14 protein-coding genes and 1 pseudogene are annotated in these 16,685 nt (G+C 70.3%); 8 read left to right on the forward strand and 7 right to left on the reverse strand.

The window, feature by feature from the left end; all coding sequences use genetic code 11:
• Positions 1–251: 251 nt before the first annotated feature.
• From IF88_RS0115450 to IF88_RS0115465, 4 genes are all read left to right on the forward strand, one after another.
• Positions 252–833 (forward strand): TMEM165/GDT1 family protein, encoded by a 582-nt coding sequence (locus tag IF88_RS0115450; RefSeq protein ID WP_030711384.1) that lies wholly within the window; start codon positions 252–254, stop codon positions 831–833.
• A gap of 199 nt (positions 834–1,032) precedes the next feature.
• A complete protein-coding gene (locus IF88_RS0115455) occupies positions 1,033–1,572 on the forward strand; it encodes a DinB family protein (RefSeq protein ID WP_030711385.1) in 540 nt (179 codons plus the stop codon).
• A gap of 789 nt (positions 1,573–2,361) precedes the next feature.
• Positions 2,362–3,027: an SMI1/KNR4 family protein gene (locus tag IF88_RS0115460; protein ID WP_234323542.1), complete on the forward strand. Its 666-nt coding sequence runs from the start codon at positions 2,362–2,364 to the stop codon at positions 3,025–3,027.
• 134 nt (positions 3,028–3,161) lie between these two features.
• Positions 3,162–3,677 carry a putative immunity protein gene (locus tag IF88_RS0115465; RefSeq protein WP_030711388.1) on the forward strand — a complete coding sequence of 172 codons (516 nt, stop codon included), beginning with the start codon at positions 3,162–3,164 and terminating at the stop codon, positions 3,675–3,677.
• A gap of 763 nt (positions 3,678–4,440) precedes the next feature.
• Here IF88_RS0115465 and IF88_RS0115470 read toward each other — a convergent pair.
• Both IF88_RS0115470 and IF88_RS0115475 read right to left on the reverse strand, forming a co-directional pair.
• Positions 4,441–5,124, reverse strand: a complete 684-nt coding sequence (locus IF88_RS0115470) for an HAD-IA family hydrolase (protein ID WP_030711390.1) — start codon at positions 5,122–5,124, stop codon at positions 4,441–4,443.
• 197 nt (positions 5,125–5,321) lie between these two features.
• A complete protein-coding gene (locus tag IF88_RS0115475; protein ID WP_051836902.1) occupies positions 5,322–5,834 on the reverse strand; it encodes a peptidoglycan-binding domain-containing protein in 513 nt (170 codons plus the stop codon).
• Between the two features lie 381 nt (positions 5,835–6,215).
• Between IF88_RS0115475 and IF88_RS0115480 the strand changes: the two genes are divergently transcribed.
• Positions 6,216–8,285 (forward strand): MFS transporter, encoded by a 2,070-nt coding sequence (locus tag IF88_RS0115480; protein WP_030711394.1) that lies wholly within the window; start codon positions 6,216–6,218, stop codon positions 8,283–8,285.
• A 48-nt stretch (positions 8,286–8,333) separates the two neighbouring features.
• Here IF88_RS0115480 and IF88_RS0115485 read toward each other — a convergent pair whose 3' ends face one another.
• The gene (locus IF88_RS0115485) at positions 8,334–8,762 is read right to left on the reverse strand and encodes a GNAT family N-acetyltransferase (protein ID WP_051836924.1); all 429 of its coding nucleotides are present in this window, start codon (positions 8,760–8,762) and stop codon (positions 8,334–8,336) included.
• Between the two features lie 305 nt (positions 8,763–9,067).
• Between IF88_RS0115485 and IF88_RS0115490 the strand changes: the two genes are divergently transcribed.
• Positions 9,068–9,463 (forward strand): nuclear transport factor 2 family protein, encoded by a 396-nt coding sequence (locus tag IF88_RS0115490; protein ID WP_030711398.1) that lies wholly within the window; start codon positions 9,068–9,070, stop codon positions 9,461–9,463.
• 92 nt (positions 9,464–9,555) lie between these two features.
• Here the strand turns inward: IF88_RS0115490 and IF88_RS0115495 are convergent, their stop codons facing one another.
• A complete protein-coding gene (locus IF88_RS0115495) occupies positions 9,556–9,924 on the reverse strand; it encodes an antibiotic biosynthesis monooxygenase family protein (RefSeq protein ID WP_030711400.1) in 369 nt (122 codons plus the stop codon).
• Positions 9,925–10,030: 106 nt separating this feature from the next.
• Here IF88_RS0115495 and IF88_RS0115500 point away from each other — a divergent pair, with 106 nt between their 5' ends.
• A complete protein-coding gene (locus IF88_RS0115500) occupies positions 10,031–12,043 on the forward strand; it encodes a bifunctional glycosyltransferase 87/phosphatase PAP2 family protein (RefSeq protein WP_051836904.1) in 2,013 nt (670 codons plus the stop codon).
• A 48-nt stretch (positions 12,044–12,091) separates the two neighbouring features.
• On the opposite strand, the gene IF88_RS0115505 is transcribed toward IF88_RS0115500, so the two are convergent.
• The gene (locus IF88_RS0115505) at positions 12,092–13,465 is read right to left on the reverse strand and encodes an FAD-binding oxidoreductase (RefSeq protein ID WP_234323543.1); all 1,374 of its coding nucleotides are present in this window, start codon (positions 13,463–13,465) and stop codon (positions 12,092–12,094) included.
• A 333-nt stretch (positions 13,466–13,798) separates the two neighbouring features.
• Positions 13,799–15,043, reverse strand: coding sequence for a cytochrome P450 (locus IF88_RS0115510; protein ID WP_030711404.1), 1,245 nt, complete (start codon positions 15,041–15,043; stop codon positions 13,799–13,801).
• 242 nt (positions 15,044–15,285) lie between these two features.
• On the opposite strand from IF88_RS0115510, the gene IF88_RS0115515 reads away from it, so the two are divergent.
• Entirely contained in the window at positions 15,286–16,455 is a 1,170-nt protein-coding gene (locus tag IF88_RS0115515) for a steroid 3-ketoacyl-CoA thiolase (RefSeq protein WP_030711405.1), read from the forward strand.
• A 134-nt stretch (positions 16,456–16,589) separates the two neighbouring features.
• On the opposite strand, the pseudogene IF88_RS46505 reads toward IF88_RS0115515, so the two are convergent.
• Positions 16,590–16,685: pseudogene (locus IF88_RS46505) on the reverse strand (lytic transglycosylase domain-containing protein); the annotation flags it as partial.

The raw sequence follows: 16,685 nt of genomic DNA on the forward strand, positions 1-16,685 counted from the left end.
TCGAGCAGAAGGGGAGTAGCTCTTCGCCGGACCGTCGACATACTGCTGGGTCACCCCAGCCGGCGCCCGGAGGCAGGCCACGTACAGCGGCCGGCCAGCGAGACCTTCGGCCGCAGTGTCCTGTCCATGCGTGGGCGCGTTCCGTACGCGCATACGCACACCAGGGCGCCGCCGAGCCGAAGCGACCCCTGAAACACCCAGGTCTCTCGGTACCGATGGCGTCCTGCCCGACCGATTGAGGTTCCACCCCCGTGTTCAGCTTCAGCATCACGGCGATCGCCTTCGGCGTCGTCTTCCTTGCCGAACTCCCCGACAAGACGGCCCTCGCCGGCCTGATGCTCGGCACGCGCTACCGCGCCTCCTACGTCTTCGCGGGCGTCGCCGCCGCCTTCGCCGTACACGTCGCCCTCGCGATCGCCGCCGGCAGCGTGCTCACCCTGCTCCCGCACCGCCTCGTCCAGGCCGTCGTCGGCATCCTCTTCCTTCTGGGCGCGGCCATGCTGCTCCTGAAGAAGGACGACGGGGAGGAGGAGGTCAAGCCGCCCGCCGACCAGTCCTTCTGGAAGGTCTCGGGGGCCGGGTTCATGCTGATCCTGGTGGCGGAATTCGGTGACCTGACCCAGATCATGACCGCCAACCTCGCCGCACGGTACGACGACCCCGTCTCCGTCGGCATCGGCGCCGTACTGGCCCTGTGGGCGGTCGCGGGCATCGGCATCCTGGGCGGGCGCACCCTGATGAAGTACGTGCCGCTGCGACTCATCACCAAGATCGCGGCCGCGGTGATGGCGGCGCTGGCCGTCTTCTCGCTGTACGAGGCGATCGCGGGCTGACGTGGCTGACGTGGGCTGATGCGGGCTGACGGGGTGGGTGAGGTGGTAGTGGTGGTGGGATATCCCGTTGCGGGAAGTGCGTGTACAGGTCACGCTCGTGCGCGTGACCGACCCCACCGCCCCCACGGGCCCTTCCAGTCGTCCTGCGCCCCAGGGTGTACCCGCGTCCTCCTCGGAGCGTCGGTTCGGATGGTCCAACATGTTCGTCCACCCCGACGAGGACACCCGCACCGACGGAGGGTTCCAGGGTGAACGGGCCGTGCTTACCGGCTACCTGCGCGATCAGCGGCTGACGCTGGAGCTCAAGTGCGCGGGCCTCGACGCGGAGGCCCTCGCGCGCCGCTCGGTGGAACCGTCCAACCTGTCCCTGCTGGGTCTCGTACGCCACCTCGCGGGGGTCGAGCAGTACTGGTTCCGGCAGGTCATGGCGGGCCAGGCCGTACGGCGCCACTACCGCTCGGAGGACGAACCCGCGGGCGAGTTCACCGGCGCGGTGGCCGACCCGGCCGTGGTCGCGGACGCGTGGGCGACCTGGCGAGCCGAAGTCACCTTCGCGGAACAACTCGTCGCGCAGGCCCCCAGCCTGGATGTCACGGGCGACGCGGGAGGTGCGGGGGACGCGGGCGACGAGCCGATGGAGCTCCGCGAGGTCCTGGTCCACATGATCGAGGAATACGCCCGCCACAACGGCCACGCGGACTTCCTACGGGAACGCATCGACGGGCGAGTCGGCCAGTAGGGCGGGGCTTCGGGGGAGGAAAGAGAGAGCCGGGTCCTAGCGGGGCGGAATCAGAGAAGGGTCGGGGGTTTCCCGGCTGTCTTCGTGTTTCCGTGTCGGGCCGGCCCCTCAAGGGCGCTCCTTCGTCGCGTCGCTACGCGATGGCCTCCGGCCACCCTTGACCGACCGACCCGACACGGAAACACGAAGACAGCCGGGAAACCCCAAAAGAACGGGCCGGGTCCTTCTTTCAGGGACGGCCCCATCACAGATATCCGGGCGAGGTCCCGGTGCGCGCCACATCGCTACGCGCTCCCGACGTCTCAGCGTCTGCCAACCGTCCTGGGCTGGACATAAGCCGCCAACAATCGCTACGCGCTTCGCTGGTCTCGGCGACTGCCGGCCGTCTGGGGCGATTAATTCTATTCCGACACGTCGTTGAACATGCTGTTCCGCCAAGGATTCACTGTTTCCAGAAAGCTGAAGCCAGCGCTGTCATCGCGATCGCCGGGTTTGCTGGTCGGCCCCTTTTCGGATACGGCGATCGTGCGGGTGGTGAAGGCGCCAGAGGATAGTGAGGCCGCCCACGGCCAGCGCGGTCACCGCCGTGAACAGGACGAGACGCCGGGCGCGAGCCATGGGGATCCTCCTCGATGAGGAATGGCAGGGCGGCTGGTGAATGGTGATGTGGGCGGGCTAGCCCGTGTCCCCATTGAGCCCGATCGGGCGGACTGCGTCATGTCGCTGAATGTCGTGGCTTGACAGCTGCCATCTGATGGCGAGGGGCAGTGTCAGGCCGAGCGTCTAGGCTTGCTGATCATCTACTCAAGGGGGGACTCCGCCATGGGCATTCATCCTGACGTGGCCACATTGCTCGATCTCGTGCCGCCAGACTTCGCCGGTGGCGAGCGGATCGACTGGGACGCTGCCGAAGCGGCGCTGGGCACCAAGCTGCCGAGTGACTACAAGGCTCTACTGGACACGTACGGCGTCGGTGATATCGGAGAGCTCGTCATTCTGCCCCCGCTCCCGAGCGACGTGCGCGGGTACGAGAGGTGTCACGTCGGAAGCATGACGGCAGGGCTGCGTGGACTTTGGGATGACGACTCAGGAGTCCCGGGCGTGACGCTTGGTGCAGATGCCGTTCTGCCCTGGGGTTCTGGGATGAACGCCAACGAGATGGCCTGGCTCATGAACGACCCCGACCCGGACAAGTGGCCTGTCGTGGCCTGGCGTCGGCACCACTTGTGGAGCGAGTCGCCTTGGGCTTTGTTCGACTGCGGCATGGTCCAGTTCATCACCCGCATGATGCTGGGCCAGTTCGAAGCCTGCCCACTCGGCGATGCGTCTCTCTGGACGCAGACGGACACCTTCGTGAGCTGGCGCGAGCAACGCCGACGGGAGCTGGCCGGGCTGGACCCCCAGACCGGCGAGCCCAATCCCTATGCCTCCATGTACCCCGTCACTGACGACTAGAGGATCCATTCCAAGCGATCAGCGAGGTGCGTCGGTCTCACATAGAGTGCGGTCGCCAGGGTGTCCAACTCTGTTTTCTTACACGGGTGTTGGGCGCACTCGCCTTATGAGCGCAGCCGACCCTTTGGAACGTCATGATCCTACCTAAAGACCGCGATGCCCGCTTCATCACCATCCGCCGTGGGGGGACTCTTACGGACTCCGACCATCGGCTGCTGGCCTTGTGGGCTGCCGCGTGCGCGGAGCACGTTCTGCACCTCTTCGAGTCGGTGCAACCCTCGGACCCACGGCCCCGCGAGGCGATCGAGCAGATTCGCGCATGGGCGCGCGGCGAGATCAGGATGTCTCAGTCCCGAGCGGCGGGCGGCCATGCCATGGCTGCGGCAAGAGAACTGAGCGGAGCCGCTCGGCACGCCGCATTCGCTGCCGGTCAGGCGGCGGTGGTGGCGCACGTCGCCGCACACGAGCTCGGCGCTGCGGCCTACGCGATCAAGGCTGTGCGCGCGGCGGCCCCCAGAGGGGAGGGTGAGAACGCCGGCAGGCTCGAGTGCCGTTGGCAGCGCGAACAGCTCCCGGATGCGATTCGTGAACTAGTCCTCGATGACCAGCGGTTGCGAAACGACATCTGCTGGTCGGTCTTCGACTGTTGACCGGGACGCCCGCTGTGGTCCGGGCGGTGGACGAGTCAGGTGCCCGGCCGGAGCCGGTCTGTGGGTAGTTCCTTCGAGACAGCTCACAAGCGCCTGATCGGGTGGGCGCCCGACGGCCCCTAGCCCTCATCAGGTCCCGAGCCAGATCGCGATGGCTGCCGCCATCGTGCCTATGTCCAGCCCGGGACGGATCGCAGAGGCTGAGACGTGCGGAGCGCGTAGCGATCGATGGCGGCTTATGGCCAGCCCGGGACGGATCGCAGACGCTGAGACGTGCGGAGCGCGTAGCGATCGATGGCGGCTTATGTCCAGCCCGGGACGGCTCGCAGACGCTGAGACGTGGGGAGCGCGTAGCGATTGATCGCGGCTTATGTCCGGCCCAAGACAGCTGGTAGACGCTGTGACGTGGGGAGCGCGTAGCGATCGATGGCGGCTTATGTCCGGCCCAAGACGGCTGGTAGACGCTGTGACGTGGGGAGGGCTTAGCGATGTGGCGCGCACCGGGACCTCGCCCGGATATCTGTGATGGGGCCGTCCCTGAAAGAAGGACCCGGCCCGTTCTTTTGGGGGTTTCCCGGCTGTCTTCGTGTTTCCGTGGCGGGTCGGTCGGTCAAGGGTGGCCGGAGGCCATCGCGTAGCGACGCGACGAAGGAGCGCCCTTGAGGGGCCGGCCCGACACGGAAGGACGATGAGACTGACGGGAAACCCCCAGTCCTTCTCTGATTCCGCCCAGCCGGGACCCGGCTCCCCCCGAAGCCCAGCCTCAGGCCGCCGCGCCCACCGTGAGCTGGATCGAGCCGTCCTTGGCGGTCGTCACCGTGAGGGTCGTCAGGTCCGGGACGTGGGTCGTCGGGGCGTGGGCGGCTGCTCGGGGGCCGACGCCGATCACCCGCATGCCTGCCGCGCGGCCGGCCGCGATGCCTGCGGCCGAGTCCTCGAAGACGATGCAGTCGGCCGGGTCCACGCCCAGTGCGGCGGCACCCTTGAGGAAGCCCTCGGGATCGGGCTTGCTGGCCTGAACGGACTCGGCCGTGACCCGTATCGCGGGCATCGGCAGGGCGGCGGCCGTCATCCGGGCCGTGGCCAGGGCGGCGTCCGCGGAGGTGACGAGGGCATGCGGCAGGGCGGTGATCGCCGCCATGAACGCCGGGGCGCCCGCGACCGGGACCACGCCGTCGGTGTCGGCGGTCTCGCGGGCCAGCATCACGGCGTTCTCGGCGTGGTTGATCTCCATCGGACGGTCCGGCAGGAGGACGGCCATGGTGGCGTAGCCCTGGCGGCCGTGCACCACCTTCAGGGCCGCCTCTGGGTCCAGACCGTGGGACAGAGCCCAGTCACGCCAGCAGCGCTCGACCACCGCGTCGGAGTTGACGATCGTGCCGTCCATGTCCAGGAGCAGGGCCTTGGCGGTGAGGACGACGGGGGCGGTGGTGGTGCTGGCCGGCATCGGCGGGGCTCCAGACGGGCGGGAAAAGAGAACAAGTGGTTCCGTCCACCGGTCAGGGAATGAGGACGGAACCACTTTGTTCCTACACGATACAAAACAAAGGGCCGTCCGCGCCACCGGCGGGGTGTGACCCCTGTCCATACGGTGTGTTTCCCACGGCTCCGATCCGCCGACGGATCCGATCCCCCAGCGCGCGCCTATCCCTCCAGCGCCTTGCGGGTCACCGGACCGTAGATGCCCCACTCCTGGTCGTCGATGCCGTGGGAGTACTGGAACTCCGACAGCGCGTCCTCCACCCGCCCGTCGAACTTCCCGTGGAACTTGCCCCGGTACAGGCCCTGCGCCGACAGCAGACGCTGCAGCTTCTCCACCTCCGGACCCGAGTCGCCGTACCGCAGGATCGGGGCCTGCGAGGGCGGCGGGGCGGACGAGCGGCTCGCGCTGGGCGACGGGCTCGCGGACGGGGGCGCGGACGAACGGGACGCGCTCGGTGACGGGGACGGCGACGCCGACTTCGAGGCGGACGGCGACGGTGAGGCCGAGGCGGACGGGCTGCCCGAGGCCTGGGTGTGGGTCGGAGTCGTGGACGGCGCGGCCGGGGCGGCACTCACCGCGGGCGACGGCGCCTTCGCGTCGAGCAGGGTGACCTCACTCCCCTCATCGCTCGGGAGCACCCAGACCGCCACGGCCGTCCCGCTGAGGGCGACCACTGCCGCGGCCCCGAGGAGCAGCGCCAGCGGGCGGCGTGAACCGGAACCGTTCCGCTTCTCTGGGCCCCCGCCCGCGAGCCCGTCGCCCAGCGCGAGCCGCTCGTCCGCCCCGCCGCCCTCGCAGGCCCCGATCCTGCGGTACGGCGACTCAGAGTCACGTACGGACGGATGCGCAAGGGGTTGAAACCCACACCCGGCGCACACCCGCAGCCGGCGCCGACAGCGCCGCAATCTGGACAGTGCTCACTGCTCACTGGACTCCTTCCCTGGCCGTTGCCTGCGATTATGCAGACCCACCGGAGTACTCCCCATCGGCTCGAGAGGCCATAACCGGACACACCGCTCAGGATGGAGATGTTGATCCGGCCTGAGGAGGAATCGATGGCTCAGGATGTGACCACGGATGCCGTGGGCCCCGGTCACGGCCCGCCGAAGTCCGGCCCCGCCTCCGAACACACCTCCCGTGAGGTCCTCGTCTCCATCGGCGCCCTGCTGCTGGGCCTGCTGATCGCCGCGCTCGACCAGACCATCGTCTCCACGGCCCTGCCGACCATCGTCAGCGAACTCGGCGGCATGGCGCACCTGTCCTGGGTCGTCACCGCCTACATGCTCGCCTCCACCGCGGCCACCCCCCTGTGGGGGAAGCTCGGCGACCAGTACGGACGCAAGAAGCTCTTCCAGTACGCCATCGTCATCTTCCTGATCGGGTCGGCGCTGTGCGGGCTCGCCCAGGACATGCCCCAGCTCATCGGCTTCCGTGCCCTGCAGGGCCTGGGCGGCGGCGGACTGATCGTGCTGTCGATGGCGATCGTCGGCGACATCGTCCCGCCCCGCGAACGCGGCAAGTACCAGGGTCTCTTCGGCGCCGTCTTCGGCGCGACCAGCGTGCTGGGCCCGCTGCTGGGCGGCCTCTTCGTGGACCACCTGTCCTGGCGCTGGGTCTTCTACATCAACCTCCCCATCGGTCTCGTCGCGCTCGTCGTCATCGCCGCCGTCCTGCACATCCCGACACGCTCCGCCAAGCACACCATCGACTACGTCGGCACCTTCCTCATCGCCTGCGTCGCCACCTGCCTCGTCCTCGTCGCCTCCCTCGGCGGCACCTGGGGCTGGGGCTCGGCCCGGATCATCGGCCTCGCCGTCCTCGGCGCCGCGCTGCTCGCCGTCTTCGTCTTCGTGGAACGCAAGGCCGCCGAACCCGTGCTCCCGCTGGGTCTGTTCCACATCCGCACCTTCACCCTCTGCTCGGCGATCAGCTTCGTCGTCGGCTTCGCGATGTTCGGCGCGATGGTCTACCTGCCGACCTTCCTCCAGGTCGTCCAGGGCGTCTCACCGACGATGTCGGGCGTCCACATGCTGCCGATGGTCCTCGGCATGCTGATCTCCTCCACCGCCTCCGGCCAGATCGTCAGCCGCACCGGCCGCTGGAAGGTGTTCCCGATCGCCGGCACCGGCGTCACCGCCATCGGCCTGCTCCTCCTGCACCAGCTGCACCGCACCAGCTCCACCTGGGAGATGAGCATCTACTTCTTCGTCTTCGGCGCCGGTCTCGGCCTGGTCATGCAGGTACTCGTCCTGGTGGTGCAGAACGCCGTCAGCTACGCCGACCTCGGCGTCGCCACCTCCGGTGCCACCTTCTTCCGCTCCATCGGCGCCTCCTTCGGCGTCGCCATCTTCGGCACGGTCTTCACCAACGGGCTCGAGAACAAGCTCGCCGCCTCCCTCGCGGGTGTACAGCTGCCCGCCGGGGCGGGCGTCGCGCAGCTGGAGGCCGACCCGCGGGCCATCACCGCGCTTCCGTCCGGTATCCGTCCCCGCGTGCTCGACGCCTACGCCGAAGCCATCACGGACGTGTTCCTCTACGCCGTGCCGATCGTCCTGGTCGCCTTCGTGATCGCCTGCTTCCTGAAGGAGGACAAGCTCCGCACCTCGGTCACCGCACCCGATGTGACCGAGACCCTGGCGTCCAACCCGGTCCATCGCTCCTCCCACGACGAGGTCGCCCGCGCACTGACGGTCCTCGGCACCCGCGAGGGCCGCCGCCACGTCTACGAGAAGATCACCGCGAAGGCCGGCTACGACCTGCTGCCCGCCGCCAGCTGGCTGCTGCTGCGGATCAAGAAGTACGGCTCCACCGAGCCCGCGCTGCTCGCCGAGCGCACCCACGTGCCGCTGAAGGCCGTCACGGACGCCGCCCGGCAGGTCGAGGGGCGCGGGCTCGCCACCCGGGACGGGCTGGCGCTGATCCTGACCGACAAGGGGCGCGCGACCGCCGAGAAGCTCGCCGAGGCCCGGGAGGAGTCCCTCGCCGAACTGCTCGGTGACTGGTGGGGCCCGGACCGCCCGACCGACCTGATCAAGCTGGTCCAGGAGATCAACGCGGAGCTGTGCGGATCCGACGCCGAGGAGCCCTACGACGCCGCGCCGCGACGGGACCACGCCGCGCACTAGACCGGTGCCGCGCGGCGAGCGGTGCCGGGTGTGCGGGACCGTGCGGGCTCAGGCCAGGCGCTTCTCGAACCAGTGCTCCGCATACGGGCCCGACTTGTACGCGGGTATCTCCGCGTACCCGTGACGCGCGTACAACGCGCGGGCCTCGACGAGATCCGACCGGGTGTCCAGCCGGACCCGCTCCGCGCCCAGCGCACGTCCTTGCGCCTCCAGCGCCTCGAGCAGCGCCGCCCCGCCGCCGGTACCGCGGGCGCGCGGGTCGACGTACACCTTGGTGAGCTCGGCGGTGGCGTGGTCGAGCAGGCGCAGACCGCCGCAGGCGAGGGGCTCGCCGCCGCGCCGCCCCACGACGAACCCGCCCGTGGGCGGGAGCAGCCCGTCGTCGGGGAAGTCCAGCAGTCCCTGGTCGATCTCGGCCTCGGTGACCTGCCGTTTCCAGTACCGGCCGGCGACCTCGGCGTAGTACGCGCGGCGCAGAAGGACGGCGTCGGGGGAGGTGACGGGTTCGGGGACGACGGTCCACGAGGCCGAGGCCGAGGCCGAGGCGGAGGCCGCGGAGGCCGCGGGCGCGGTCGCCGTGAGGTGCTCGCCGCCGAGCTCGTCATCGTGCCTGCCGTGCCTGCCGTGCCTGCCGCGCCTGCCGCGCTGTTCACTGTGCGTGTTGATCGTGTTCATGGAGTCATTGTGGAGTTCGCGGCGGAACTCCCGCGTGGAATATCCACAATGCCGGGCCGATGATAGGAAAAGGATATTTCGCGCGTACCCGGAGGGTGTGAAACGCCATGTCAGAGCATCCCGACTGTGCCTTGATCCGCCGCGGCTACGAGGCCTTCGGCAAGGGCGACCTGGAGACGCTTGGCACGCTGCTGACGGCCGACGTCATCCACCACGTGCCCGGCAGCCACCCCATGTCCGGGCACCACAAGGGCCGCGAGAACGTGCTCGACTTCTACCGCCGGCTCGGCGAGGAGTCGAAGGGCACCTTCCAGGTCCACCTGGAATCGGTGCTGGCGGACGGGCGGGGGCACGTGATGAGTTTCCACACGGCACGCGGTGACCGCGGCGACCGCGGCATCGAGATCCGCCAAGGGCTCTTCTTCACGATCGTCGGCCACAAGATCACCGACATCGACCAGTGCACCGCGGACATCGACGAGGAAGACACCTTCTGGAGCTGACGCCCCCCGCACGTCCGCCAGCGGTGCGGGGTGCGGGGCCCGGACCCCGCACCGTAAGGGGTGCGGGGCCCGGACCCCGCACCCCTTACGGGTCAAGCCTTCTTCGGCGCCGCCTGCTGCACGACCTCGAACGACCACACCGTCGACGCCGAAGCCGCCGGCTTCGGCCGCTCGCCGCCACCCTCGCCGCCCTCGGAGCCCGCACCGCCGCCCGCGCCGCCCGCGCCGCCACCCTGGTGAGCGGCCTTCATCGGCCCCTCCATCCACGCCTGGAAGTCCTCCTCCGAACGCCAGCGCGTGTAGACGAGGTACTGGTCGGTGCCCTCCACCGGGCGCAGCAGCTCGAACCATTCGAACCCGTCCGAACCCTCCACCGCCCCGGCCCGAGAGGCGAAGCGCCGCTCCAGAACTTCCCGCTGCTCGGCGGGGACCGTCAGTGCGTTGATCTTCACGATGCTCATGGGGGCCATCCTAGGTATCCGCGGGAGATATCGTCGTGCGGGTAATGGAGCGCGGCAGCCAGGCGAAGTCAGGGTTGCGGTCAACAGGGCGGGAGGCCGGCGAGGCGTGGCTAACGCGGCAGAGCACAGCGGTGCGAACGGACATGCCGGGGTCATAGGCGATAGCGGCAGGCTCGGGGCGGCACGCCTCCTCCTGTGGGCGCTGGCGGGCGCCCTCGCCGTCAGACAGGCGGCCGCGGTGCTGCGGGTGCCACCCGGCGAGTGGCTCAGCGGCCTGCACCTTCCCGCGGCCCTCCCCGGCTCGCTCTACGACTCCGGCCAGTTCGCCGGCACCCCCTTCGCCGGGCTGGTCCTGAAGCCGCTCGTCGGTTTCGCCGCCCCCTCCCTGGAGGTGGCCTGGACCTGCGTGACGCTGCTGTTCGTCGCCGCGATCGGGCTCGTCGCCGCGCGCGGCCTGCCCGACCCCGTGCCGCGGCGCACCGCGCTGCTCGCCGCGCCCGTGCTGACGGCCCTGATGATGGTCTCGCTGCCCGTCCGCGAGGCCGCCTCACCGGGCCAGACCGCCGTCCTGCCGGTGCTGCTGGTGCTCCTGGCGGTCTTCCGGGTGCCCGGAGACCGGCCCGCGGGCTTCCTCGTCGGCCTCGCGGCCGCGCTCCAGCCGGCGCTGCTGCTCTTTGCCCCGCTGCTGTGGCTGTCCGGGCGCCGGCCCGCCGCCCGCACCGCCGCCGTGACCTTCGCCGGAGCCACCGCGCTGTCCTGGGCGGCCATGCCGCGCGACTCCTGGACGTACTGGGCCGAGCACCTGGCCGGCACCGGCCTCGGCGGCGCCCCCGACAGCCTCTCCAACCAGTCGCTGCACGGCGCGCTGCTGCGCCTCGGTCTGAGCGGCCCCGCCGAGATCCTGCTCTACGTGGCCCTCGCGGGCGCCGTCGTCTGGTTCGGTCTGCGCCGCGCGGTCCGCTACGCCCGCGACGGCCAGCTGCTGCTCGCCGTCGCCGTCACCGGCTGCGTGGCCGTCGCCGTGGCCCCGACCGGCTGGCGCCACCAGCTGCTGTGGGTGCTGCTCGCCGTCGCCGGCAAGGTGGGCCGGCGCGCCGCCGACCGGCGCGTGTGGCCGGTGGCCGTGGTCCTCGCCATGACGCTGCCGAGCTCGGTGCTGCTGCCGAACCTGGCCGCACTGGCCCCCGTACGGGACAACGTGCTGCTGCTCGCCGCGCTCGCCGCGGCCTGCGCGGTGCCGTTCCTGCCGCGCTCGTCGCCGTACTGGCGCGAGCCCGTACCGACCGCCTACGGGCAGCCGGCCGCCGCCCGCTGGCAGCGGGTGCCGCTGCTGCCGTTCTGGCGGCGCGTGCTGTCCCGCCCGAACCTGCTGCTGGAACTCCTGCTGATACGGGTCGGGTACTCGCTCTACTCGCACATCCGGGCCGCCGCGCCCACCAGCCGCACCCTCGCCGAGGGCAACGGCAGCCAGATCCACGGCATCGAGCGGGCGCTCGGCATCGACATCGAGCACGCCGTGAACCACGCCGTCGTGAACACGCCCTGGCTGGAGGCGTTCTTCAACTTCTACTACACCTCCTTCCACTTCGTGGTCCCGCTGACGATCCTGGCGGTCCTGTACTGGCGGCGCCCCGGCGACTACCGGTGGGCCCGCGCCTCCCTGGGCCTGGCCACCGTCCTCGCGCTCGTCGGCTTCTGGCTGTACCCGCTCGCGCCGCCGCGCCTGATGCCCGGACTCGACTTCATCGACACCGTGCACGGACCGCAGGACCTGGCCAACCCCTCGTACGGGGCCATGACCGCGATCTCCAACCAGTACGCGGCGATGCCCTCGCTGCACTTCGGCTGGTCGCTGTGGTGCGGGATCGTGATCGTCGTGCTGGCGCCGAAGGGCTGGCAGAAGCTGCTCGGGGCGCTGCACCCGCTGATCACGGTGTGCGCGATCGTCGCCACCGCCAACCACTGGGTGCTGGACGCGGTGGGCGGCGCGGTCGTCGTGACCGCCGGCTTCGGGCTCGTGTACGTACTGTCCGGGCCGCGGAAACTGCAGGTGAGCCTCCCGGGGCAGCGTCGGAGCGACGAGGAACAGCCGGTAGGGGCCGGGGCGCGGAGCGCGTAGGCGGACGTCGTGTGCCGGTCCCTCAGCCGTCGGGGTGCGCCGCGACGGTCAGGGTGCCGGCGGGATGTTCTGGTTGAGGCGGAAGAGGTTGCCCGGGTCGTAGCGCCGTTTCAGTTCGCGCAGGCGCCGGTACTTCTGCGCGCCGTACGCCTGCTCGACGCGCTCCTCGCCCTCCTCCATCAGGAAGTTCGAGTAGACCCCGGTGTGGTGGGGGGCGAGGGCCGACCACAGGCCGCGCGCCCACGTCCGTTCGGCCTCGAAGCCGTCGGCGCCCTCCGTCGTCCCGTTGATGTTGAACGTGTGCCCGGCGCCGCGCCCGCCGAAGGCCGTCTCGTCCTCCCCGACGCGGGCGATGGCCCCGCCGAGCTGGAAGATCGGGAACGCGGTGAGCGGCGACACGATCCGGGCCGCGTGCTCGGCCGTGCGGTCGATGACCTCGTCGGTGAGCCGGTCGACGTCGCAGGACTTGAAGTAGTACCAGCGGCCGTGCGGGAACGACGGGTCGAACATCGCCTGGTGCTCGGTGAACGGCTTCGGCGCGCACAGGTCCAGAACGGGCGCGGAGCCGGTGCCGGACTCGCGCAGCGGCCGCAGCACCTCCTGCCCCTCCTCGACGGGCCCCGCGTAGCAGCAGACCACCATCACGACGGGCTTCCCCCGCAGCTCGGACGGCACGTAGTCGACGGAGGGCGCCTTGCGGTGGACGACCGCCGTGGTCAGCTCGTCCGGTACGTCGGTGATCCACTCGCGGTAGAAGCGCAGCAGCCGCGCCGACTCGGCCATCGGCCAGACGACGGGCCCGGCCAGCACCACCGGCCCCAGCGGATTGAGGCGGAACTCGAACTCCGTGACGATCCCGAAGTTCCCGCCGCCACCGCGGATCCCCCAGAAGAGATCGGGGTTCTCGTCCCCGCTCGCCTTCAGGAACGTTCCGTCGGCGGTCACCAGGTCCACGGACAGCAGCTGGTCGATGGTGAGCCCGTACTTGCGCATCAGCCAGCCGATCCCGCCGCCGAGCGTGAGCCCCGCCAGGCCGGTGTGCGTGACGATCCCGGCCGGGACGGCCAGGCCGAACGCCTGCGTCTCGCGGTCCAGCTCGCCGAGGAGCACCCCCGCCTGGGCCCTGACGGTACGGGCCTCGGGGTCCACCCGGATCCCGCGCATCGGGGAGAGGTCGATGACGATGCCGTCGTCGCACACCGACTGGCCGGGGAAGCTGTGGCCGCCGGAGCGCACGGCGAGGGAGAGACCGGAGGCGGCGGCGAAGCGCACGGCGTCGATGACGTCGGCGACGCCCGTGCAGTAGGCGATCAGGGCGGGGGAGCGGTCGACGGAGCCGTTCCAGATCCGACGGTCCTCGTCGTAGGAAGGGTCTCCGGGCCGCACCTGCCGTCCCCGGAAGGACTGGCTGAGCATGGCCATGTGTCCAGTCTGGCACCGGGGAGTCGCCATCGCCCGTGCGCTTGGCCCGGCCGGGTTTGGGGCCGAAGGGGCGCCGGGGCACGCGTGGCCCCGGCGCCCCTTCGGCTGGATCGCCGCTGTCTGTCAGGATCGCCCGGTTCGGGGCGGGCCGCCACTCGGACGGGCGCGGGCATTCCGCGCTTCACACGCCGGCGCGGCTCAAAGATCGGGGCTCCGCCCCGGACCCCGCGCCTCAAGCGCCGGCGGGGCTGGATGTGGTGCGGCGAGGCCGGAAAGCCAGGGCGGCAGGGGCCGGGGCGTGGGTGGAGGGGGCCCTGCCGTCCTGGGGCCGGGTCAGCCGTGGGTGACCCGGAGTTCCTTGATGCCGTTGAGCCAGGCCGCGCGCAGGCGGCGCGGGTCCTCGCCCGTCAGACGGAGGTCCGGCAGGGCGTCGGCCAGCGCGTTGAAGATCAGGTCGATCTCCATGACCGCGAGGGACTTGCCGAGGCAGAAGTGCGGGCCGCCGCCGCCGAAGCCCAGGTGGGGGTTCGGGTCGCGGGTGATGTCGAAGGCGTCCGGGTTCTCGAAGACCTCGGGGTCGTGGTTGGCGGAGGAGTAGAACATCCCCACCCGGTCGCCCGCCTTGATCTTCTGGCCGCCGAGTTCGGTGTCCTGCGTGGCCGTGCGCTGGAAGGACACCACCGGGGTGGCCCAGCGCACGATCTCCTCCGCGGCGGTGGACGGCCGGGTCGCCTTGTAGAGCTCCCACTGGTCGGGGTGGGTGAGGAAGGCGTGCATGCCGTGGCTGATGGCGTTGCGCGTGGTCTCGTTCCCCGCGACCGCCAGGAGGAGGACGAAGAAGCCGAACTCGTCCGAGCCGAGGTTGCCCTGGCCCTCCGCCGCGACGAGCTGGGTGACGATGTCCTTGGCCGGGCACTCCTTGCGCTGGGCCGAGAGGTTCATCGCATAGCCGATGAGCTCCATCGCCGCGTTCGAGCCGACCTCCTCGGTGATCGCGTACTCCGGGTCGTCGTACGCGATCATCTTGTTCGACCAGTCGAAGATCTTGGCGCGGTCCTTCTGCGGTACGCCGATCAGTTCGGCGATGGCCTGCAGCGGGAGCTCGCACGCCACCTGGGTGACGAAGTCGAAGCTGCCGTCGGCGGAGACGGCCAGGGCCTCCTCGGCGATCTTCCGGGCGCGGTCCCGGAGCGCGTCCTCCAGTCCGCGGATGGCCCGCGGGGTGAAGCCGCGCTGCACGATCTGGCGTACGCGGGTGTGTTCCGGCGGATCCATGTTCAGCATGATCAGTCGCTGGGCATCTATCGCATCACGCTGGATGTGTTCGTTGAAGCGGATGATCGCCGTGTTGGTGGTGGAGGAGAAGAGCTCCGGGTGCGTGGAGACGTACTTGACGTCCGCGTGCCGGGTCACGACCCAGTAGCCCTCGTCGTCGAAGCCGGTGACGCCCCGCCGCTGTGGGCACCACCACACGGGTGCGGTCTGCCGCAGCTGCGCGAACTCCGGGAGGGGGACCCGGCTCTGGAGCAGGTCGGGGTCGGTGGCGTCGAAGCCTTCGGGCAGCGCGGGACAGGACATCGGGGCAACTCCAAAGTCTGACGGCCCATCAGAAGTTGGCTTGAAGGTAGTAACGAGTTCTAGAAGTGACAAGGGTCGCGGCGCCAACTGTTGCGTGTGGAATCCGTGCAGGGCACGTGCAAGACCCTTGCGTGCCGGGGCTCCAGGTCATAAGACTGCGGGGAGAACTAGAACGCGTACTAGTTCGGGCGGGGCGCCGGGACGGCCCGCCGCGCTGGCGCTGTGCAGGAGAGGACGAGCTCATGGCCGCGGAACCCGTCATCGTCGAAGCCGTACGCACCCCCATCGGCAAGCGCGGGGGCGCGCTCGCCAACCTCCATCCCGCCTACCTGCTCGGCGAGACCTACCGGGAGCTGCTGGCCCGTACCGGAATCCAGCCCGACTGCGTCGAGCAGATCGTCGGCGGCACCGTCACCCACGCCGGCGAGCAGTCGATGAACCCCGCCCGCAACGCATGGCTCGCCATGGGCCTGCCGTACGAGACCGCCGCGACGACGGTGGACTGTCAGTGCGGCAGTTCGCAGCAGGCCAACCACATGGTCGCCAACATGATCTCCGGCGGCGTCATGGACATCGGCATCGCCTGCGGCGTCGAGGCCATGAGCCGGGTGCCCCTGGGCTCCGGCTCCAAGCACGGCCCGGGCAAGCCCTTCCCGGACGAGTGGAACGTCGACCTCCCGAACCAGTTCGAGGCCGCCGAACGCATCGCCCGCCACCGGGGCCTCGGCCGCGAGGACGTGGACCGGCTCGGTGTGCTCTCCCAGGAGCGCGCCGGGGTCGCCTGGGCCGAGGAGCGGTTCAAGCGCGAGACCTTCGCCGTGCAGGTGCCGACGACCGAGGAGGAGCAGGCCGCGGGGCAGGGCATGTGGCGCCTGGTCGACCGGGACGAGGGCCTGCGGGACACCAGCATGGAGGGGCTGGCCCGGCTCAAGCCGGTCATGCCCACCGCCGTGCACACCGCCGGGAACTCCTCGCAGATATCCGACGGGGCCGCCGCCGTGATGTGGGCCTCCCGCAAGATGGCCCGCGCGCTCAAGCTCAAGCCGCGCGCCCGGATCGTCGCCCAGACCCTCGTCGGCGCCGACCCCCACTACCACCTCGACGGACCGATCGATGCGACCCGGGCCGTGCTCGGCAAGGCCGGCATGTCCCTCAAGGACATCGACCTCGTCGAGATCAACGAGGCCTTCGCCTCCGTCGTCCTCAGCTGGGCCCAGGTCTTCGACCAGGACCTGGAGAAGGTCAACGTCAACGGCGGGGCCATCGCCCTCGGCCACCCCGTCGGCGCCACCGGCGCCCGGCTGATCACCACCGCCCTGCACGAGCTGGAGCGCCGGGACAAGGAATTCGCGCTGATCACCATGTGTGCGGGCGGCGCGCTCGCGACCGGCACGATCATCCAGCGCCTGTGACCGTCCGCGAAGCCTGAACGCAGGCGCCTCTGAACCCCGTGGGATGGGATGCAGAAGGCCCCGGAGGCCGGACCTGGGGAGGCCGGCCACCGGGGCCTTCGTGTGTCTGCTGGGTGCTGCTGGGTGCTGCCGGTTTAGTACCAGTGGTTGGCGGACCAGAAGTTCCAGGCGCCGACGGGGCTGCCGTAGCGCTCGTTCATGTAGTCCAGGCCCCACTTGATCTGGGTGGC

The organism is Streptomyces sp. NRRL F-2580, assembly GCF_000720115.1.
GTDB lineage: Bacteria > Actinomycetota > Actinomycetes > Streptomycetales > Streptomycetaceae > Streptomyces.

What these genes read in the sequence shown, in the direction of transcription:
- IF88_RS0115470 (WP_030711390.1), bottom strand. Translation starts at nt 5,124, where the DNA reads ATGCCGGCCAGCACCACCACCGCCCCCGTCGTCCTCACCGCCAAGGCC.
- IF88_RS0115515 (WP_030711405.1), top strand. Translation starts at nt 15,286, where the DNA reads ATGGCCGCGGAACCCGTCATCGTCGAAGCCGTACGCACCCCCATCGGC.
- IF88_RS0115490 (WP_030711398.1), top strand. Translation starts at nt 9,068, where the DNA reads ATGTCAGAGCATCCCGACTGTGCCTTGATCCGCCGCGGCTACGAGGCC.
- IF88_RS0115465 (WP_030711388.1), top strand. Translation starts at nt 3,162, where the DNA reads ATGATCCTACCTAAAGACCGCGATGCCCGCTTCATCACCATCCGCCGT.
- IF88_RS0115510 (WP_030711404.1), bottom strand. Translation starts at nt 15,043, where the DNA reads ATGTCCTGTCCCGCGCTGCCCGAAGGCTTCGACGCCACCGACCCCGAC.
- IF88_RS0115495 (WP_030711400.1), bottom strand. Translation starts at nt 9,924, where the DNA reads ATGAGCATCGTGAAGATCAACGCACTGACGGTCCCCGCCGAGCAGCGG.
- IF88_RS0115455 (WP_030711385.1), top strand. Translation starts at nt 1,033, where the DNA reads ATGTTCGTCCACCCCGACGAGGACACCCGCACCGACGGAGGGTTCCAG.
- IF88_RS0115505 (WP_234323543.1), bottom strand. Translation starts at nt 13,465, where the DNA reads ATGGCCATGCTCAGCCAGTCCTTCCGGGGACGGCAGGTGCGGCCCGGA.
- IF88_RS0115480 (WP_030711394.1), top strand. Translation starts at nt 6,216, where the DNA reads ATGGCTCAGGATGTGACCACGGATGCCGTGGGCCCCGGTCACGGCCCG.